Source organism: Streptomyces bathyalis (assembly GCF_015910445.1).
Classification (GTDB): Bacteria; Actinomycetota; Actinomycetes; order Streptomycetales; family Streptomycetaceae; genus Streptomyces; species Streptomyces bathyalis.
Genome location: NZ_CP048882.1, coordinates 5,514,046 through 5,532,455 on the forward strand (window position 1 = coordinate 5,514,046; position 18,410 = coordinate 5,532,455).

Annotated in this window: 19 protein-coding genes; 18 read left to right on the forward strand and 1 reads right to left on the reverse strand. The window is 70.4% G+C overall.

Annotated elements, in window-relative coordinates; all coding sequences use genetic code 11:
* Positions 1 to 79 precede the first annotated feature (79 nt).
* The 8 genes from G4Z16_RS23845 to era all read left to right on the forward strand — a co-directional run bounded on the left by G4Z16_RS23845 (position 80) and on the right by era (position 7,855).
* Entirely contained in the window at positions 80 to 1,369 is a 1,290-nt protein-coding gene (locus tag G4Z16_RS23845; RefSeq protein ID WP_197352713.1) for an enolase C-terminal domain-like protein, read from the forward strand.
* Positions 1,370 to 1,519: 150 nt separating this feature from the next.
* The gene (locus G4Z16_RS23850) at positions 1,520 to 2,875 is read left to right on the forward strand and encodes a carbohydrate kinase family protein (RefSeq protein WP_246531023.1); all 1,356 of its coding nucleotides are present in this window, start codon (positions 1,520 to 1,522) and stop codon (positions 2,873 to 2,875) included.
* Positions 2,876 to 3,032: 157 nt separating this feature from the next.
* A complete protein-coding gene (locus tag G4Z16_RS23855) occupies positions 3,033 to 4,130 on the forward strand; it encodes a PhoH family protein (protein ID WP_246531024.1) in 1,098 nt (365 codons plus the stop codon).
* Positions 4,131 to 4,139: 9 nt separating this feature from the next.
* Positions 4,140 to 4,640: an rRNA maturation RNase YbeY gene (ybeY, locus tag G4Z16_RS23860; protein ID WP_197352714.1), complete on the forward strand. Its 501-nt coding sequence runs from the start codon at positions 4,140 to 4,142 to the stop codon at positions 4,638 to 4,640.
* Positions 4,637 to 5,974, forward strand: coding sequence for a hemolysin family protein (locus G4Z16_RS23865; protein WP_197352715.1), 1,338 nt, complete (start codon positions 4,637 to 4,639; stop codon positions 5,972 to 5,974). The genes ybeY and G4Z16_RS23865 overlap by 4 nt, the downstream gene beginning before the upstream one ends.
* 50 nt (positions 5,975 to 6,024) lie before the next feature.
* Positions 6,025 to 6,381 (forward strand): MmcQ/YjbR family DNA-binding protein, encoded by a 357-nt coding sequence (locus G4Z16_RS23870; protein WP_197352716.1) that lies wholly within the window; start codon positions 6,025 to 6,027, stop codon positions 6,379 to 6,381.
* Positions 6,382 to 6,446: 65 nt separating this feature from the next.
* Positions 6,447 to 6,818: a cytidine deaminase gene (locus tag G4Z16_RS23875; protein WP_197352717.1), complete on the forward strand. Its 372-nt coding sequence runs from the start codon at positions 6,447 to 6,449 to the stop codon at positions 6,816 to 6,818.
* A gap of 77 nt (positions 6,819 to 6,895) precedes the next feature.
* Positions 6,896 to 7,855: a GTPase Era gene (gene era / locus G4Z16_RS23880; RefSeq protein ID WP_425508112.1), complete on the forward strand. Its 960-nt coding sequence runs from the start codon at positions 6,896 to 6,898 to the stop codon at positions 7,853 to 7,855.
* Between the two features lie 74 nt (positions 7,856 to 7,929).
* Here era and G4Z16_RS23885 read toward each other — a convergent pair whose 3' ends face one another.
* Entirely contained in the window at positions 7,930 to 8,664 is a 735-nt protein-coding gene (locus G4Z16_RS23885) for an SDR family oxidoreductase (RefSeq protein WP_197352719.1), read from the reverse strand.
* A 325-nt stretch (positions 8,665 to 8,989) separates the two neighbouring features.
* On the opposite strand from G4Z16_RS23885, the gene G4Z16_RS23890 reads away from it, so the two are divergent.
* Genes G4Z16_RS23890 through G4Z16_RS23935 form a run of 10 tightly spaced genes read left to right on the forward strand, consistent with a single transcriptional unit; the run spans position 8,990 to position 18,408 of the window.
* Positions 8,990 to 9,418, forward strand: coding sequence for a cupin domain-containing protein (locus tag G4Z16_RS23890; RefSeq protein WP_197352720.1), 429 nt, complete (start codon positions 8,990 to 8,992; stop codon positions 9,416 to 9,418).
* Positions 9,415 to 10,683 (forward strand): beta-ketoacyl-[acyl-carrier-protein] synthase family protein, encoded by a 1,269-nt coding sequence (locus tag G4Z16_RS23895; protein ID WP_197352721.1) that lies wholly within the window; start codon positions 9,415 to 9,417, stop codon positions 10,681 to 10,683. The genes G4Z16_RS23890 and G4Z16_RS23895 overlap by 4 nt, the downstream gene beginning before the upstream one ends.
* Positions 10,680 to 11,921, forward strand: coding sequence for a ketosynthase chain-length factor (locus tag G4Z16_RS23900; protein ID WP_197352722.1), 1,242 nt, complete (start codon positions 10,680 to 10,682; stop codon positions 11,919 to 11,921). The genes G4Z16_RS23895 and G4Z16_RS23900 overlap by 4 nt, the downstream gene beginning before the upstream one ends.
* Positions 11,922 to 11,928: 7 nt before the next feature.
* On the forward strand, positions 11,929 to 12,183 hold the full coding sequence (locus tag G4Z16_RS23905) for an acyl carrier protein (protein ID WP_197352723.1): 255 nt from the start codon (positions 11,929 to 11,931) through the stop codon (positions 12,181 to 12,183).
* Positions 12,184 to 12,189: 6 nt separating this feature from the next.
* On the forward strand, positions 12,190 to 12,654 hold the full coding sequence (locus tag G4Z16_RS23910; protein ID WP_197352724.1) for an SRPBCC family protein: 465 nt from the start codon (positions 12,190 to 12,192) through the stop codon (positions 12,652 to 12,654).
* A 1-nt stretch (position 12,655) separates the two neighbouring features.
* Entirely contained in the window at positions 12,656 to 13,705 is a 1,050-nt protein-coding gene (locus G4Z16_RS23915; RefSeq protein ID WP_197352725.1) for a methyltransferase, read from the forward strand.
* Positions 13,706 to 13,733: 28 nt separating this feature from the next.
* Positions 13,734 to 15,419, forward strand: a complete 1,686-nt coding sequence (gene accD / locus G4Z16_RS23920; protein ID WP_197352726.1) for an acetyl-CoA carboxylase, carboxyltransferase subunit beta — start codon at positions 13,734 to 13,736, stop codon at positions 15,417 to 15,419.
* The gene (locus G4Z16_RS23925) at positions 15,416 to 15,949 is read left to right on the forward strand and encodes an acetyl-CoA carboxylase biotin carboxyl carrier protein (protein WP_197352727.1); all 534 of its coding nucleotides are present in this window, start codon (positions 15,416 to 15,418) and stop codon (positions 15,947 to 15,949) included. Before accD ends, G4Z16_RS23925 begins: the two co-directional genes overlap by 4 nt.
* Before the next feature lie 7 nt (positions 15,950 to 15,956).
* A complete protein-coding gene (locus tag G4Z16_RS23930) occupies positions 15,957 to 17,321 on the forward strand; it encodes an acetyl-CoA carboxylase biotin carboxylase subunit (RefSeq protein WP_197352728.1) in 1,365 nt (454 codons plus the stop codon).
* 52 nt (positions 17,322 to 17,373) lie between these two features.
* Positions 17,374 to 18,408, forward strand: coding sequence for a methyltransferase (locus tag G4Z16_RS23935; protein WP_197352729.1), 1,035 nt, complete (start codon positions 17,374 to 17,376; stop codon positions 18,406 to 18,408).
* The last annotated feature ends 2 nt before the right edge of the window (positions 18,409 to 18,410 follow it).

Sequence of the window (18,410 nt, forward strand, 5' to 3'; positions counted from 1 at the left end):
TCCATCTCCGTACATAGACGCCATCTACGTACGGAGACATTGGCGACATGAGCCGAACGGATGCGACGGGAGCCGCCCCATGACCGCCGACCTGACCATCACCGATGTACGGCTCACACCCGTCCTCGTCTCCGATCCGCCCCTGCTCAACACCCAGGGCGTGCACCAGCCCTACGCGGCGCGGCTCATCGTCGAGATCGTGACCGCGGGGGGCATCACCGGTTTCGGCGAGACCTACGGCGACACCAAGTACCTGGATCTGGCCCGCCCACTGGCGGAAGCGCTGCCGGGCCGCCAAGTCACGGACCTGAACGGGCTGTTCGCGCTCGCCGCCACCGTCGAGGTCGACGCCGCGCGCATGGGCTCCGCCGACGTCGGCGGACAGCGCGGAGTGCAGACCGCCGACAAGCTCCGGCTCTCCGTCGTCTCGGCCTTCGAGGTCGCCTGCCTCGACGCGCTCGGCAAGGCCCGGGAGTTGCCCGTGCACGCGCTGCTGGGGCACAAGGTCCGCGACCGCGTCGAGTACAGCGCATACCTCTTCCACCGCTGGGAGCAACACCCCGGCGGCCAGGGCGAGTCCGACGACTGGGGAGCCGCGACCGACCCCGCCGGAATCGTGGCGCAGGCCCGCCGCTTCGCGCGCGACCACGGCTTCCGCTCCTTCAAGCTCAAGGGCGGCGTGTACGAACCCGCCGAAGAGATCGCCGCCGTCCGCGCACTGGCCGCGGCATTCCCCGACGCGCCGCTGCGCCTGGATCCCAACGGCGCCTGGTCCGTGCCCACTTCGATCGAGGTCGCCGAGGAACTGCGCGACGTCCTGCAATACCTGGAGGACCCGACGACAGGGACTCCCGGCATGGCGGAGGTCGCGTCCCGTACGGGAGTCCCGCTCGCGACCAACATGTGTGTGACGACGTTCCCCGAGATCCCCGAAGCGTTCGCCACCGGCGCCGTACAGGTCGTGCTCAGCGACCACCACTACTGGGGCGGGCTGGGCCGCACCCGCGAACTGGCCGCCGTCTGCCGCACGTTCGGCGTCGGCCTGTCCATGCACTCCAACACCCACCTGGGGATCTCGCTCGCCGCGATGACCCACGTCGCGGCCACCGTCCCGAACCTGGACTACGCCTGCGACAGCCACTACCCCTGGCAGTCGGAGGACGTCCTCACCGGCCGGCTGACCTTCCGCGACGGCTGCCTCGATGTCTCCGACGCACCCGGCCTCGGTATCGAGGTGGACCGCGACAGGCTCGCCGTCCTGCACCGCCGCTGGCTCGACGACGACGGGACGATGCGCGACCGCGACGACGCCGCCGCCATGCGCAGGGCCGATCCGGGCTGGGTGGCCCCCAGCGTTCCCCGCTGGTGAACCCGCCCCCGCCCTTCCCGTGAGCTGCCACCGACCGGACCGACCCCGCGAACGTCGGCGCCCTCCCTCGTGGCCCCGGCCCGCTCGTGGCCCCTGCCCCACCCCTGGGCCAGGGACACGGCCACGCGAAGCGCGGCTCGGACTGGCCCCATGTCCGAGCCGCGCGGTACACCGGAGACACCACTCGAAGCCGTACAGGTGCCGAAGGAGTACAAGGTGAGCACGGGCGCGGTGAACAACCAGGGGGAGGAGCGGGAGCCGGAGGCCGGTCGCGGCGCCGCCGTCCGGCCCGACGGCGCCGGCGCCCGCACATACGGCACGCTGTCCGCGCAGCCGCACCCCTTCGACCCGCTCGCCGCGCTCCGCGCCCCCGGCGACCCTGCCTGCGACGTCTACCTCGCCGGCACCGTCTTCCTCGACATCATCTTCACCGGCCTCGACTCCGCCCCCGTACGCGGCACCGAGTCCTGGGCCCGCGGCATGGGCTCCAGCCCCGGCGGCGTGGCCAACATGGCCACCGCCCTGGCGCGTCTCGGTCTGCACACGTCCCTCGCCGCCGCCTTCGGCGACGACATGTACGGCGACTACTGCCGCGAAGCCCTCGACAAGGGCGAAGGCATCGACCTCGCCCTCTCCCACACCGTCCCCGGCTGGCACTCGCCGGTGACCGTGTCCATGGCGTACGAGGGCGAACGCACGATGATCTCCCACGGCCACGAGGCGCCGCCCCGCGAGCCCACGGCATCCCCCACGGCGCTCGGCCTGGGCCGGGCGCCCATCGACCCCGAGGCCCCGGGGTGCCCGCCGCCCGCACGCGCCTGCGTCACCTCGCTGGCGCCGGGCGACGGCCAGGAGTGGATCGCCATCGCCGCCCGCCACGGCAGCCGCATCTTCGCCGACGTCGGCTGGGACGACACCGGCCGCTGGGACCTCGGTGCCCTGCCTGACCTGGAGCACTGCGAGGCCTTCCTCCCCAACGCCGAGGAAGCCATGCGCTACACGCGCACCGACTGCCCCCGCGCCGCGGCCCGCGCGCTCAGCGAGAGGGTGCCGCTCGCGGTCGTCACGCTGGGGGCGCAGGGCTCGTGCGCGGTCGACGGCCGTACGGGCGAGAGCGCGGAGGTCCCCGGCATCCCCGTCGACGCCCTCGACACCACGGGCGCCGGCGACGTCTTCGTCGCGGGCTTCGTCATGGGCTCCCTTGCCGGCTGGCCCCTCGCGGACCGGTTGGCCTTCGCCGGGCTGACGGCGGCGCTCTCCGTCCAGGAGTTCGGCGGATCGCTCTCCGCGCCAGGCTGGTCCGAGATCGCGGCGTGGTGGAGCCGGGTGCGGGCCGGCGGCCCGCGGGCCGGGGCGGCCGGGGGAGCGGGGGCACAGCAGGCCGACGGGCCGTGCGAGGGGACGTACGGATTCCTGGACGCCGTCCTCACCGGATGCCCCGGCTCCGCCCCCCGCCGCCGGGCGCTCCCCACGATCGGCTTCGGGCGCACGACCGGGGCCCGATAACCGCGCACGGACACCGCCGCGCCGCACCCGCGAACGGGCCGAAGCCCGGGCCCCGCACGGAAATCGCGTTCTTGCTTGTCAGTGCCGCGTCGTATTCTTGAAAGCCAACCGCCAGGAGAGACAGAGAGGGATGAGGAAGGCCCGACCAGGGTCACCCATGACGCAGACAACGACGAATCAGGCGGGATCCCCGCAGGCACCTCAGGCCACGGCCCGCTTCACCGTCCCGGCCAAGCATCCGATGGTGACGGTGCTGGGTTCCGGTGACTCCCTGTTGCGCGTGATCGAGCAAGCGTTCCCCGCCGTCGACATCCACGTGCGCGGTAACGAGATCAGTGCCTCGGGCGAGGCCGCGGAGGTCGATCTCATCCAGCGTCTCTTCGACGAGATGATGCTGGTCCTGCGCACCGGTCAGCCCATGACGGAGGACGCGGTCGAGCGCTCCATCTCGATGCTCCGTGACCAGCAGGACGGCTCCGCCGGCGAGACCCCGGCCGAAGTGCTGACGCAGAACATCCTCTCCAGCCGCGGCCGCACGATCCGTCCGAAGACGCTCAACCAGAAGCGCTACGTCGACGCGATCGACAAGCACACGGTCGTCTTCGGCATCGGCCCCGCAGGCACCGGCAAGACCTACCTCGCGATGGCCAAGGCCGTCCAGGCGCTGCAGTCCAAGCAGGTCAACCGGATCATCCTGACCAGGCCGGCGGTCGAGGCGGGGGAGCGGCTCGGCTTCCTGCCCGGCACCCTCTACGAGAAGATCGACCCGTATCTGCGCCCGCTCTACGACGCCCTGCACGACATGCTCGATCCGGATTCCATCCCGCGCCTGATGGCAGCGGGCACGATCGAGGTGGCGCCGCTGGCCTATATGAGGGGTCGCACCCTCAATGACGCCTTCATCATCCTGGACGAGGCGCAGAACACGAACCCCGAGCAGATGAAGATGTTCCTCACCAGGCTCGGCTTCGACTCGAAGATCGTGATCACCGGGGACGTCACCCAGGTCGACCTTCCGGGCGGCACGAAGAGCGGTCTGCGCCAGGTCCGGGAGATCCTGGACGGCGTGGACGACGTGCACTTCAGCATGCTCGACAGCTCCGACGTGGTGCGGCACAAGCTCGTCAGCCGCATCGTCGACGCCTACGAGCGCTACGACGTGCGGAACGGGGCGGACCCAGCGGCCCAGGGTTCCTCGGGCGCGCCCGGAACCGGCGGCAGGTCCGGAGACCGTCACGGCCACGGAAAGCGCTGAGCCTGCCCCATGACGATCGACGTCAACAATGAATCCGGGCGGACCGTCGACGAGCAGGCGCTGCTCGACATCGCCCGCTACTCGCTGAACCGCATGCGGATCCATCCCCTGTCGGAGCTCTCGGTGATCGTCGTCGACGCCGACGCGATGGAGCAGCTGCACCTGCAGTGGATGGATCTGCCGGGGCCCACCGACGTGATGTCGTTCCCGATGGACGAGCTGCGCCCGCCCGTGCGGGAAGAGGAGGAGCCGCCGCCCGGGCTCCTCGGTGACATCGTGCTGTGCCCCGAGGTCGCCGAGCAGCAGGGCGCCGACGCTCCCACGCAGCACTCGATGGACGAGGAGCTCCAACTGCTCACCGTTCACGGGGTGCTGCACCTGCTGGGATACGACCACGAGGAGGCAGCCGAGAAGGCCGAGATGTTCGGTCTGCAGTCGGCGATCCTGGACGGCTGGCGCGGCGAGCGCGGGCTGACGGGGCCCTCTCCCGCTCCCACGACGACGTCGTGACGGCCCGGCTGATCGCTGCGGCGGTCCTGTTGCTCGTCGTCGCCTGGCTGGCCGCGTGTGCGGAGGCCGGTCTGGCCCGTACGACCAGCTACCGCGCGGAGGAAGCGGTCCGCCAGGGCCGGCGAGGCGCCGAGCGGCTGGCGGTCGTGGCCGACGACCCGACGCGCTATCTCAATCTGGCGCTGCTGGTGCGGGTGGCGTGCGAGGTCTCCTCCGGTGTGCTGGTGACGTACGCGTGTCTGCGGGCCTTCGAGGACACATGGGAGTCGCTGGCGGTCGCGATGGGCGTGATGGTGCTGGTCAGCTATGTGGCCATCGGCGTCTCGCCGCGCACCATCGGCCGTCAGCATCCGCTGAACACCGCCACGGCCGCGTCGTACGTGCTGGTTCCGCTGGTGCGCATCCTCGGGCCGGTGCCGCAGCTGCTGATCCTCGTCGGTAACGCGCTCACGCCCGGAAAGGGCTTCCGCAAGGGCCCGTTCGCGAGCGAGGCCGAGCTGCGCGCCCTGGTGGACCTGGCCGAGCAGGAGTCGCTGATCGAGGCCGAGGAGCGGAAGATGGTGCACTCCGTCTTCCAGCTCGGTGACACGATCGTGCGTGAAGTGATGGTTCCGCGTACCGACTTGATCACCATCGAGCGGTTCAAGACGATAAGGCAGGCGCTGACCCTGGCCCTGCGCTCCGGTTTCTCCCGCATCCCCGTCGTCGGGGAGAGCGAGGACGACGTCGTGGGCATCGTCTACCTCAAGGACCTCGCGCGAAGGGTGCACATCAGCCGCGAGGCCGAGACGGAGCTGGTCTCCACGGCGATGCGCCCGGCGGCGTTCGTGCCGGACACGAAGAACGCGGGCGATCTGCTGCGCGAGATGCAGCAGGACCGCATCCACGTGGCCGTCGTCATCGACGAGTACGGCGGCACGGCCGGGATCGTGACGATCGAGGACATCCTGGAGGAGATCGTCGGCGAGATCACCGACGAGTACGACCGTGAGCTGCCGCCCGTTCAGGAGCTGGGCGAGGGCCGCTACCGCGTCACTGCCCGCCTCGACATCGGGGACCTGGGTGAGCTGTACGACCTGGTCGGGCTCGACGACGAGGACGTGGAGACGGTCGGCGGTCTGCTCGCGAAGTCGCTCGGCCGTGTGCCCATCGCGGGCGCCACGGCGACGGTCGACGTCACCGAGGACCGTTCCGACCCGGAGCTGACGGCGCTGCGGCTGACGGCGGAAGCCCCGGCGGGGCGGCGGAACAGGATCGTCACGGTGCTGGTCGAGCCGGTCCGCTCCGCCGAGGACGCGGACGAGTCCTCCACGGACGAGCCGGCCAACGCGTGAGCCGGCCGCCCTGCCGGGCGGGGCGGATCCCGAAGGGGGACCCTGAACACATGACTCCGGATGAGCTGCGCACGTACTGCCTGGAGCTGAACGGGACGTTTGAGGACTTCCCGTTCTCCCCGGAGCTGTCGGTCTTCAAGGTCGGCGGGAAGATCTTCGCAATCTGTCCGCTCGATGAGAGCCCGCTGCGGGTGAGCCTGAAGTGCGAACCGGAGCTGGCCGTCCAGCTGCGCGAGGCCCATCAGGCCGTCACACCCGGCTACCACCTCAACAAGCGGCACTGGAACACGGTCACGCTCGACGGCTCACTTCCGGAGCGCATGGTCCGGGACATGATCGAGGACTCCTACGACCTGGTGGTCGCCGGGCTGCCCCGCCGCGAGCGGCTCCGGCTCGACCGTTCCTGAACGCCTCCCGGCGGGACGGGGGTTCTGGACGGCAGCCCCCGGCCGTGCCTCGCACGGCGCGACATATGCTCGGGCGTATGAGTGACCAGAGTGATCAGGCACTGGACCCCGAGGACCGCAAGCTCCTCACGCTGGCCCGCAGCGCCCGCGCGCGCAACGGCGTCCCGGAGGGCGCGGCGGTACGGGACGAGACGGGCCGCACATACGTGGCCGGTTCGGTGGCCCTGCCCTCTCTGCAGCTCAGCGCCCTTCAGACGGCGGTCGCGATGGCTGTCGCGTCCGGCGCCGAGTCGCTGGAGGCCGCGGCGGTCGTCACCGAGTCGGAGCTGATCCCGGCCACGGACCTGTCGGCCGTGCACGACCTTTCCGGCCAGGCGACGACGGTGCTGCTGGCGGGACCCGACGGGCAGCTGCGCGCGACGGTCGCGGCCGGCTGACCCCCGGCGGGGGCCGTGAACGTCCCTGGGGCGCCCGGCCTCACCACCGGTCAGGGGCACTCACCCGATCGGGGACAATGGTCGCCATGGACGTACCTTCCTCCCCGGCCGACTCCTCGCAGGCACCGCACCGCTCCGGGTTCGCGTGCTTCGTCGGCCGTCCCAACGCGGGCAAGTCGACCCTGACCAACGCGCTGGTGGGCACGAAGGTCGCGATCACCTCCAACCGTCCGCAGACCACCCGGCACACGGTGCGCGGCATCGTGCACCGTCCCGAGGCGCAGCTGGTGCTCGTGGACACCCCGGGTCTGCACAAGCCGCGCACCCTGCTGGGGGAGCGGCTCAACGACGTCGTCCGTACGACGTGGGCGGAGGTCGACATCATCGGCTTCTGCCTGCCCGCCGACCAGCGGATCGGCCCGGGCGACCGCTTCATCGCCGCCGAACTGGCCGGCCTCAAGCGGACCCCGAAGGTGGCCGTGGTCACCAAGTCCGACCTGGCCGACTCCAGGGCGATGGCCGAGCAGCTGATCGCCGTCGACCGGCTCGGCAAGGAGTGCGGGATCGAGTGGGCGGAGATCGTGCCGGTCTCGGCCGTCGAGGACCGGCAGGTGTCTCTGCTGGCCGACCTGCTGGCCCCGATGCTCCCCGAGGGTCCGCCGCTCTACCCGGACGGCGACCTGACGGACGAGCCGGAGCAGGTCATGGTCGCCGAACTCATCCGTGAGGCCACGCTCGAGGGCGTGCGGGACGAACTGCCGCACTCCATCGCGGTCGTCGTCGAGGAGATGCTGCCCCGTGAGGACCGGCCCGCGGACCGGCCTCTGCTGGACATCCACGCCAACATCTTCCTGGAGCGCCCCAGCCAGAAGGGCATCGTCATCGGTCCGAAGGGCAAGCGGCTCAAGGACGTCGGCACGACGTCGCGCAAGCACATCGAGGCACTGCTGGGCACGCCCGTGTATCTGGACCTGCATGTGAAGGTCGCCAAGGACTGGCAGCGCGACCCCAAGCAGCTTCGCAGGCTGGGGTTCTAGCGATCCGTCGGGCCCGCGGGCCCGGCGTGATTCCAATGCCCGGCCTGGGAGGGGCGGTTCGGTAGCGGCGCGGTTCAGTAGAGTCCGCCGCCCGCGTTGATGGACTGCCCGGTGATCCAGCGTCCGGCGTCCGATGCCAGGAAGGCGATGACGTCGGCGGCGTCCTCGGGTTCCCCGATGCGCCCCAGAGGTGTCTGCTGCGCGATGCCCTCGGCCGCGCCGCCCGGCCGGTCGTCGAAGGACGCGCTGCGTATCGGGCCGAGGACGACGCTGTTGGCCGTGACGCCTCGGGCGCCGCACTCGTGGGCGAGAGTGCGGATCATCTGCTCGCCGGCGGCCTTGGTCGCCGCGTAGAGACCGAACTTCGGGATGTGCATCTTGGTCACGCCGCTGGAGACGAAGATGATCCTGCCGTCGCACCGTAGCCGCCGGGCGGCCTCCCGCAGCGCGACGAACATGGAGCGGGTGTTGGTGAGGAACGTCTGCTCGAAGTGCTCGTCGGGGGCGTCGGCGATCGTGGAGAAGGTGGCTGCGGTGTTGGCGTTGTTGACGTAGATGTCGAGCGCCCCGAAGCGGTCCTCCACGGTGTCGAACAGCGCCCGCACCTGAGCCGGGTCCCCGATGTCCGCCTGCACGGGGACGGCTTCGCCGCCGCCCTCGCGGATCTCGTCCACCACCTTCTGCGCGGCCTCGGCATTCGTGTGGTAGTTGACGACCACCGTGACGTCGTCGGCGGCGAGCTGCCGCGACGCGGCACTGCCGATGCCCCGAGACCCGCCGGTGACGAGCGCGATCCTTCGTGCGGTCATGGTTCTCCCCTTCGGTCGACTGAGCCTGAGAGTTCCGGGCCGCACGGTCCGCGGGCGGGACGGCCTTCCCCGCTGCCGGAGCACGCGCACGCGGAGCGTTCAACAGGCGCTGGGCACATCGCGTGATCATGCCGGAGGGCGAGTGAGCACCGCTGGTGTCCTGGTCGTGCCAGGGCTCACCCGTCGCCGGTCCGGGTCACCAGCCCGGTTCACGAATGGTTCAAGGCGCCGTCCCTAGCGTTCCTGTCGCAGCGCAGCAGTGTGCGAACCGCCGGCGCGAACTGCCGGCGCGTGGCGACGTATCCGGCATCCGAAGGGGAAGACGGTGTCAACTGGCAATGCGCCGAAGGTAGTTGCGGCAGACGTAGCGTCCAACAACCGGCAGGGCGGCGAGATCAAGGCTCTGCTCACGCCTCACTCGGTGGGTGCGACGGCGGGATTCACGGGCACACAGCGGATCCGTCCCGGCGACAGGATCGCCGAGCACTACCACCCCTATTCCGACGAGTTCATCTACCTTGTCGAGGGAGAGCTGCGGATCACCGTGGACGGCGAGGAGCAGGACCTGGCCGCCGACGAGGCGGTGATGTTCCGGCGGGGCCAGCGGCACCGTCTGGTCAGCACCGGTTCCACGCCGGCCTTCCTCGTCTACCACATCAGCCCGCTGGCCCCCCGGCCCGAGCTCGGGCACGTGGACACCGAACCGGTGCCGAACCCTGATTCGCAGCCACCTCGGGTGGGTGGTCCGCGATGAACCGCAGGGTCGTGATCACAGGCATGGGCGTCGTGGCGCCGGGCGGCGTCGGCAGGGACGACTACTGGAAACTGATCTCCTCGGGCACCACCGCGACGCGGACGATCTCCCTCTTCAACGCGGACGGTTACCGTTCGCGGATCGCCGCGGAGGTGGACTTCGAGCCGGAGTTCCACGGGCTGACGCCGCTGCAGACCCGACGCCTCGACCGCGCGGGCCAGTTCGGGCTCGTCTGCCTGCGGGAGGCCCTGGCCGACAGCGGCATCGAGATCGACGAGGCGCTCGCCGCCCGCACGGGCGTGACCATCGGCAGCGCGATCGGCGCGAGCACCAGCCTCGACCAGGAGTACTCGGTCGTGAGCGACTCCGGGAGCGACTGGCTGGTCGGGCACACCGACGTCGTACCGCAGCTGTTCGAGTACATGGTGCCCGTCCGGTTCGCCGCCGATCTGGCGTGGGAAGCCGGGGCCGAGGGGCCGGCGACCGTGGTCTCCACGGGCTGCACCTCCGGACTCGACGCCGTCGGCTACGCGTACGAGCTGGTACGCGAGGGTTCCGCGGACGTCATGCTGGCCGGGGCCACCGACGCGCCGATCACGCCGATCACCGTCGCCTGCTTCGACGCGATCAGGGCGACCTCGCCGCGGAACGACGACCCGGCGCACGCCTCACGGCCGTTCGACCTCGACCGGGACGGATTCGTGCTCGGCGAGGGCGCGGCGGTGTTCGTACTGGAGACGCTGGAGTCCGCCCTGCGGCGTGGAGCGCACATCTACGCCGAGCTCTCCGGCTTCGCGGGACGCAGCAACGCGTACCACATGACCGGACTCAAGGCGGACGGCCGCGAGATGGCCGAGGCGATCGACGCGGCGATGCGGCAGGCCCGCGTCGCTCCCGACGACGTCGACTACATCAACGCGCACGGTTCCGGCACCAAGCAGAACGACCGTCACGAGACGGCGGCGTTCAAGCGCAGCCTCGGCGACGTGGCCTACCACCGGCCCGTCAGTTCGCTCAAGTCCATGCTGGGGCATTCGCTCGGGGCCATCGGGTCGATCGAACTGGCCGCCTGCGCACTGGCCATCGAGCACGACGTCGTGCCCCCGACCGCCAACCTGGAGACGGACGACCCCGAGTGCGATCTGGACTACGTGCCGCTGACGGCCCGTGACCAGCGGGTCGACACCGTACTGAGCGTCGGGAGCGGCTTCGGCGGCTTCCAGAGCGCGGCGGTACTCACCGCGTACCGGGGAGACAAGCCGTGACCGGGTCGGCGGCCGTCGTGACCGGTCTGGGTGTGATCGCCGCCAACGGCACGGGTACGGAGGCGTACTGGGAGGCGCTGCTCGCGGGGAAGAACGCGATCGCCGAGATCTCCGCCTTCGACGCGGGCGGCTACCCGATACGGCTCGCCGGCGAGGCCCGTGACTTCGAGGGCTCGGACCACCTGCCGTCGCGGCTGCTGAAGCAGACCGACCGCGCGACGCAGATGTCCCTGGTGGCCACGGAGTGGGCGCTCGCCGACGCCGGGGCGGACCCCGAGTCCTTCCGCGACTACGACATGGGAGTCGCGACGTCCAGCGCCGCGGGCGGCTACGGCTACGGCCAGGCCGAACTGCAGAAACTGTGGGGCCAGGGCTCGGAGTTCGTCAGCGTCTACCAGTCGTACGCGTGGTTCTACGCCGTCAACACCGGCCAGGTCTCCATCCGGCACGGCATGCGCGGATCCAACAGCGTGCTCGTCGGCGAGCAGGCCGGCGGCCTCGACGCGGTCGCCAACGCGCGGCGCAGCATCCGCAACGGCGCGACGACGCTCATGGTGACCGGCGGCACCGAGACCACGCTCTGCCCCTGGGGCTGGGTGGCGCACGTGGCCGACGCCCGGGTGAGCCGCAGTGCCGAGGCGAGGACGGCGTACATGCCCTTCGACGCCGAGGCGAGCGGGCACGTGCCGGGCGAGGGCGGTGCGATGCTCATCGCCGAGGACGCCGCCTCCTGGCGCGCCCGGGGCGGCCGGAACGTCTACGGCGTGCTGGCCGGACATGCCTCCACGTTCGACCCGCCGCCGGACAGCGGCCGCGGATCCACGCTGGGGCGCGCCGTGCGCAACGCCCTCGCCGACGCGGGCATCGGGCCCGAAGAGGTCGACGTCGTCTTCGCCGACGCGGCCGGGGAACCCGAGGCCGACAGCGCCGAAGCGCGCGCCCTGACCGAGGTGTTCGGGCCGCTGGGAGTGCCCGTCACCGCCCCGAAGACCATGTTCGGCCGACTCTACGGAGGCGGAGGGCCGCTCGATCTCGCGACGGCTCTGCTGAGCATCCGTCACCGCACGATCCCGCCCACCACCAACACCCGGGTGCTTGCCGGGGATTGCGCCGGACTCGATCTCGTCCTGGGCGAGCCGAGACAGGGCGCGGTCCGCACAGCACTCGTACTCGCGCGCGGCTACGGCGGATTCAACTCCGCGACCGTGGTCCGCGATCACCCGACCGACAGTCAGTGAAGGAGCCATGACCGCGATGACCTTCGACGAACTGCGCATGATGATGCGCGAGGCCGCAGGCGAGGGTGACGGCGTCGACCTCGACGGCGACATCCTCCAGACCCCCTTCGCAGAGCTGGAGTTCGACTCGCTGGCTCTGATGGAGGTCGCGGCGAGGATCAAGCAGGAACACGGCATCGAGATCACGGACGAGGTCCTCGGGGACCTCAAGACCCCCCAGATGATGATCGAGTACGTCAACGCCCAGCCGGCAGTGAGGTGATCGCAAATGCCCGCCAGGACCGACAACAGTGTCGTGATCAACGCGCCCTTCGAACTCGTGTGGAGCATGACGAACGACGTGGAGTCGTGGCCGCAGCTGTTCAACGAGTACTCGGACGCGCAGGTGCTGGAGCAGAACGACGAGCGGATCCGCTTCCGGCTCTCCACGCACCCGGACTCCGAGGGCCGCGTGTGGAGTTGGGTCTCCGACCGGTTCCCCGACCGCGACTCACGGACGGTGCGCGCCGTGCGTGTCGAGAAGGGGCCCTTCGAGTTCATGAACCTTCGCTGGGAGTACGCGGAGGTGGACGAGGGCACGAAGATGCGCTGGCAGCAGGAGTTCGACATGAAGCCCGAAGCGCACATGGACAACGCGCAGATGACGGCTCATCTCAACAACGCCACGCAGAGCAACATGGCGCACATCAAGAAGGTCGTCGAGGAAGCCGCGCGTGCGCAGGGAGGGGCCTGACATGAGCGCGATAGAGAACGACTCGGTGGTGGCGACCATCCCGATCCAGGACGACGACCTGCACGCCTGGCACCAGGTGATGCTCTCCTTCGGCGGCAGGCTGCTGAAGGTCGTCCAGGTGCTCCTGGAACTCGACATCGCCGAACGCGTGGCCGACGGCCCCCGCCCCGTGTCGGAACTCGCGAGCGAATGCGGCGCCGACGAGACGGCGCTGTACCGGCTGCTGCGGTCCTCGACCGCGCTGGGCATCTTCCGCGAGACGCAGGCCCGTCACTTCGAGAACACCCCGCTCTCCAGCGGGCTGTTGAGGTCCTCCGACGTCGTGCCCCTCGTCAAGTACAACACGATGGACATGACGACCCTGCCGTACGAGGAACTGATGCACAGCGTGCGGACGGGCGAGCCCGCGTTCGAGCACCGGTTCGGCAAGCCCTTCTACCAGTACCTCGAGGACAACCCCGCCGAGCGGGAGTTCTTCGAGGGCTTCATGAGCCACTGGGCCCGCCAGATGACCGATGAGGAGATGAACTCCTTCGGCTTCGAGCGGTTCACGAGGATCGCCGACCTCGGCGGCAACGACGGCTACTTCCTCGGCCAGGCGCTGAGCCGGCATCCGGGGCTGAACGCCGTGCTGATGGACCTCCCCGAGGTGGTCGGCGCGTCCGACAAGGTGCTCGACAAGCACGGCGTCACCGAGCGGGTCGAGGTGCGCGCCGGAGACTTCTTCAAGGATCCGATCCCCGACGGCTGCGACGCCTATCTGCTGAAGGCCGTACTGCACAACCAGTCCGAGGAGCGGGCCGAGCGTCTGCTGCGCCGGGTGCGGGAGCGGATCGGGGACAGCGGCGCGACGCTCCTGGTGTGGGACCTGGTCATGGCACCGGCGAACCACTGGGACCACGGAAAGCTGCTCGACCTGGACATGCTCGTGCTCTACGGAGGCCGCGAGCGAACCCTCGAGGACTGGCGCGAACTCTTCGAGCGCACCGGCTTCGAGCTGGTCAACGACCCCATCGAGCACTGGACGCTCCTGGAGTGCAAGGCCCGGTAATCCGCCGACGCAGAATTGGTTCTCGGTCATGATTCATGATCAGGTCATCTCCCTCGCCGAGTCCGAGTGGTCCGCGTGCCGCTCGTGCGGCCGGCTGGTCTACTGCCGGCAGTGGCAACGGTCGTGGGGCGTGTGTCCCCACTGCTCGCACCACAGCCGGCTGTCCGCCCCGGACAGGCTGGTCCAGCTGGCCGACCCGGGCAGCGTCCAGCTGCTCGGCTCGGACGTGGGGGCGCACGATCCTCTCGGGTTCACCGACTCCGAGCCCTACGCGGCGCGCTTCCGGCGGGCCCGGGAGAGCACGGGGATGGACGAGGCGGTGGCCTGCGCCCGTGCGGAGATCCTCGGACGGCCGCTGGTCATCGCCGCCATGGACTTCCGCTTCATGGGCGGCAGCCTCGGAAGCGGCACGGGTGAACTCGTCACCCTGGCCGCCGAGGCCGCCCTGCGCGAGCGGGTGCCGCTGCTGATCGTGCCCGCCTCCGGCGGGGCCCGCATGCAGGAGGGCGCCCTGTCCCTGATGCAGATGGCGAAGACGAGTCAGGCCCTGGCCGCGCTCGACGAGGCCGGGATCCTGACCGTCTCGCTGATCACGGACCCCACGTACGGCGGCGTCGCGGCCTCCTACGCCTCGACGACCGACGTGATCCTCGCCGAACCCGGTGCCCGCATGGGCTTCGCCGGGCCCCGCGTCATCCGGCAGACCTTGCAGCAGAGCCTGCCGGAGGGCTTCCAGACCGCGGAGTTCCTGCTGGAGCGGGGCTGGATCGACGACATCGTGCCGCGCTCCTCGCTGCGCGGGGCGATCGGTGCGCTGCTCGCGGCCCAGGTGCCGCGCACGCCGGCCGTCGAGGGCGAGGTGGAGCTGGTGACCGACCCGCTGCGGCTTCCCGAAGTCGATCCGTGGGAAGCCGTGAAGCGGGCGCGGGACCTGTCCGGGGCGACCACCGCCGACTATGTGCAGCGCTCCTTCGACTCCTTCCACGAACTGCACGGCGACCGCGTCTCGGGCGACTGCCCCGCGGTGATCGGTGGCCTGGCGGTACTGGAGGGCGCGCCCGTCGTCGTGGTCGGGCATCAGAAAGGGCACGACTCCGCGGAGTTGGCGGCACGCAACTACGGCATGGCCTCACCGGCGGGCTTCCGCAAGGCGGCACGTCTGATGAGGCTGGCCGGCAAGCTCGGCCTGCCCGTGATCACGTTCATCGACACGCCGGGCGCCTATCCGGGCGTCGCTGCGGAGGAGAGCGGACAGGCGGTCGCGATCGCGGAGAACCTGGTGCTGATGTCGGGCCTTCCGGTGCCCGTCGTCACCGTCGTCATCGGCGAGGGCGGCAGCGGCGGCGCCTTGGCGCTCGGCGTCGCGGACCGCGTGCTGATGTGCCCCGGAGCGACGTACTCCGTCATCAGCGCGGAGGGCTGCGCGGCGATCCTCTGGGACGACGCGGCCAAGGCGCCCGACGCGGCGCGGGCCCTGCGGCTCGACGCCAAGTCGCTGCTGTCGCTGGGCGTTGTGGACGCGGTGCTCCCGGAGCCGGCGGACGCGCACGACGGCGCCGGCTCCGTACCGGACGACGTCATGCGCGTCGCCCTGGCGAGCACGGTGAGCGAACTGTCGTGCGTCGCGCCGGACGTTCTGGTGGAGCAGCGCAGGAAGAGGTTTCGAGCCTTCGGGGCCGATGCGACCCCGGTGATGCAGGAGGTGGCCGGGTGACTGACACGGCAATGGACACGGCAACCGGTACGGCGACGGGCACGGCGACCGATACCGAGCGAGCGGCACAGGCGAAGCAGGACGAGCTGCTGCGGTCGGTGTGCGCCCGTGTGGCACAACTCGCGGAGTCCTCGCAGACCGGGCCCCGGGTGATCCGGATGAGCGTCTCGGGGATCTCGGTCGAGGTCGAGTGGCCCGAGCCCGGCCAGCTGGACACGGTGGTCGCGCCGGTGGCGATACCGGACGGGTCCGGTCCGGACCCCACGGAGGAGTCGGACCTGCACCACGTCTGCGCTCCCACGGTCGGGCGCTTCTACCACTGCCCGAATCCCGGCGCACGTCCCTTCGTGACGGTGGGCGACCGGGTCGAGGAGGGCCAGCAGGTCGGAATCCTGGAAGCGATGAAGCTGATGATGCCCATCCACGCGGAAGTCACCGGCATCGTCGAGGAGATCCTGGTCCCCGACACGGCGTCGGTGGAGTTCGGCGAGCCCCTGCTGGCCGTCTCACCGGCCGGCGGTGAGGAGTGATCAGACCATGTTCGACACCGTTCTCATCGCCAATCGCGGCGAGATCGCCCTGCGCATCGCGCGGACGTGCCGGGAGCTGGGAATCCGCGTCGCCGCGGTGCACTCCACGGAGGACGAGGACTCCGCGGTGGTGCGTTTCGCGGACGAGGCCGTCCGGATAGGGCCCGCGGACGCGAAGCAGAGCTACCTGCTGATCCCGGCCCTGATCGAGGCGGCGAAGAAGACGGGCGCGCAGGCGATACACCCCGGATACGGATTCCTTTCCGAGGACCCGGACTTCGCCGAGATCTGCGCCCAGGACGACCTGAAGTTCATCGGCCCGTCCGGCACGACGATGCAGCAGCTCGCCGACAAGTCCCGCACCCGCGGACTGATGCGCGACGCGGGCGTGCCCGTCCTTCCCGGGAGCACGGAGCCGCTGGACGACTGGAAGGAGGCCAAGGCACTCGCGGACGAGATCGGCTACCCCGTGCTGCTGAAGGCCGTCGCCGGCGGCGGCGGGCGCGGCATCGGGCTGGCGCGGGACGCGGCGGAGCTCCGGCGCGTCCACCGGGAGACGCGCACCCAGGCACAAGCGCTGTTCGGGGACGGACGCGTCTACCTCGAACGCTTCGTGGAGCGCGTCCGGCACATCGAGGTGCAGGTGCTGTGCGACGCGCACGGCAATGGCGTACACCTCGGTGAACGGGACTGCTCGTTGCAGAGGCGCCGGCAGAAGCTGGTCGAGGAGTCGCCCGCCCCGGGGCTGCCGCCCGGTGTCGCCACCAAGATGGGCGAACTGGCCGTGCAGGGCGCGCTGGCGGTGGGCTACGAGGGCGCGGGAACCTTCGAGTTCGTCGTGGACGAGGAGGGCTCCTTCCATCTGATCGAGGTCAACTGCCGCCTCCAGGTGGAGCATCCGGTGACCGAGATGGTGACGGGCGTCGACATCGTCGCCGAGCAGCTTCGGATCGCCGCCGGCGAGCCGCTGAGCCTGCGTCAGCAGGACGTGCAGTTCCGCGGGGTGGCCATCGAGGGCCGCATCAACGCGGAGAACCCGGACCTGGGCTTCGTACCGACGCCGGGTCGCCTCGACGTCTTCGAGCCTCCTGGCGGCCAGTTCGTACGGGTGGACTCCCACGGCTACCCCGGCATGGTGATCCCCTCCTCGTACGACTCCCTGCTGGCGAAGCTGATCGTGTGGGCGCCCGACCGCGACGGTGCCATCGCACGACTCCGCAGGGCCGCGGGGGAGTTCCGCATCGACGGGCACGGCGTGAGCAGTACGACGTCGTTCCTCTCGGGAATCGTCGACCACCCGGTCTTCCGCAAGGCGGAGCATCACACGGACTCCGTCGAGCAGTTGCAGCAGGACCTCTCCGGGACCCGATGAGCCGGAGCCCACCGACCACCCCTCCACGTACGGACACCACAGGAGAACCCCCATGCACGCAGACAAGACGGCCGCGTCGTCGCCGGCCCCCGTGCTCCAGCTCACCATGGCCTTCTACAGCTCCCAGGCGCTGATCAGCGCGGTTGAACTCGACGTGTTCACGAAACTCGCCGACAAGCCGCTGCCCCTGGAGGAGGCCCGGCAGGCTCTCGGGATCCACTCCCGCGGCGCCCGCGACTTCCTCGACGCCCTGGTGGCACTGGAGTTGCTCGACCGCGACGAGTCGGGATACCGCAGCAGCGCCGTCGCCCGTCAGTACCTGGACCGGCGCGAACCGACGTTCGTCGGGGGGTACGCCATGATGGCCAAGCACTACCTGATGCCGGTGTGGGGCAAACTCACCGACGGGCTGCGCACCGGCGAGCCCCAAGTGCCCACCGGCGGCGGCTTCTTCGACGGATACCAGGACTCGAACGCCGCGCGCCCCTTCCTCGGGGCGATGGACGCGGTCAACGGCCAGGTCGGCCGCGAACTGACCGAACTGGTCGACTGGGACCGCTACTCGTCGTTCGTGGACGTCGGCGGCGCGCGCGGCAACCTCGCGGCCACGCTGGTGCAGCGTCACCCGGGCCTGTCCGGCACCGTCTTCGACCTCCCGCAGATCGAGCCGTACTTCAAGGAGCACATCGAGGCGCTCGGCCTGCTGGACCGGATCGGCTACGTCGTCGGCGACTTCTTCGAGGAGCCGCTGCCGAAGGCCGACGTGCACATCCTGGGCCACATCCTCCACTACTACGGCGAGGAGCAGCGGCGGCACATACTGGCGTCGGTGCACGAGGCGGTGCCCGCCGGTGGCGGGATCGTCATCTACGACAGGCTGATCGACTCCGACCGGCGTGAGCGGCCGCTGAGCCTGCTGGGCAGCCTGAACATGCTGCTCACCTCCGACGGCGGCCGGGAGTACACGCTCTCCGAGTGCCACGAGTGGCTCGCGGACGCGGGCTTCGAGGTGCGGATGTCGCAGCCGGTGGGCGGCACGGACGTCCTGGTCTTCGCCACGAAACCCGGGGCCGCCGAGGGGCGTTGAGG

Excerpts from the sequence above, each read along its gene's own strand:
- G4Z16_RS23845 (WP_197352713.1), top strand. The coding sequence starts at position 80 with ATGACCGCCGACCTGACCATCACCGATGTACGGCTCACACCCGTCCTC.
- G4Z16_RS23850 (WP_246531023.1), top strand. The coding sequence starts at position 1,520 with ATGTCCGAGCCGCGCGGTACACCGGAGACACCACTCGAAGCCGTACAG.
- G4Z16_RS23855 (WP_246531024.1), top strand. The coding sequence starts at position 3,033 with ATGACGCAGACAACGACGAATCAGGCGGGATCCCCGCAGGCACCTCAG.
- ybeY (WP_197352714.1), top strand. The coding sequence starts at position 4,140 with ATGACGATCGACGTCAACAATGAATCCGGGCGGACCGTCGACGAGCAG.
- G4Z16_RS23870 (WP_197352716.1), top strand. The coding sequence starts at position 6,025 with ATGACTCCGGATGAGCTGCGCACGTACTGCCTGGAGCTGAACGGGACG.
- G4Z16_RS23875 (WP_197352717.1), top strand. The coding sequence starts at position 6,447 with ATGCTCGGGCGTATGAGTGACCAGAGTGATCAGGCACTGGACCCCGAG.
- era (WP_425508112.1), top strand. The coding sequence starts at position 6,896 with ATGGTCGCCATGGACGTACCTTCCTCCCCGGCCGACTCCTCGCAGGCA.
- G4Z16_RS23885 (WP_197352719.1), bottom strand. The coding sequence starts at position 8,664 with ATGACCGCACGAAGGATCGCGCTCGTCACCGGCGGGTCTCGGGGCATC.
- G4Z16_RS23895 (WP_197352721.1), top strand. The coding sequence starts at position 9,415 with ATGAACCGCAGGGTCGTGATCACAGGCATGGGCGTCGTGGCGCCGGGC.
- G4Z16_RS23905 (WP_197352723.1), top strand. The coding sequence starts at position 11,929 with ATGACCGCGATGACCTTCGACGAACTGCGCATGATGATGCGCGAGGCC.
- G4Z16_RS23910 (WP_197352724.1), top strand. The coding sequence starts at position 12,190 with ATGCCCGCCAGGACCGACAACAGTGTCGTGATCAACGCGCCCTTCGAA.
- G4Z16_RS23915 (WP_197352725.1), top strand. The coding sequence starts at position 12,656 with ATGAGCGCGATAGAGAACGACTCGGTGGTGGCGACCATCCCGATCCAG.
- accD (WP_197352726.1), top strand. The coding sequence starts at position 13,734 with ATGATTCATGATCAGGTCATCTCCCTCGCCGAGTCCGAGTGGTCCGCG.
- G4Z16_RS23930 (WP_197352728.1), top strand. The coding sequence starts at position 15,957 with ATGTTCGACACCGTTCTCATCGCCAATCGCGGCGAGATCGCCCTGCGC.
- G4Z16_RS23935 (WP_197352729.1), top strand. The coding sequence starts at position 17,374 with ATGCACGCAGACAAGACGGCCGCGTCGTCGCCGGCCCCCGTGCTCCAG.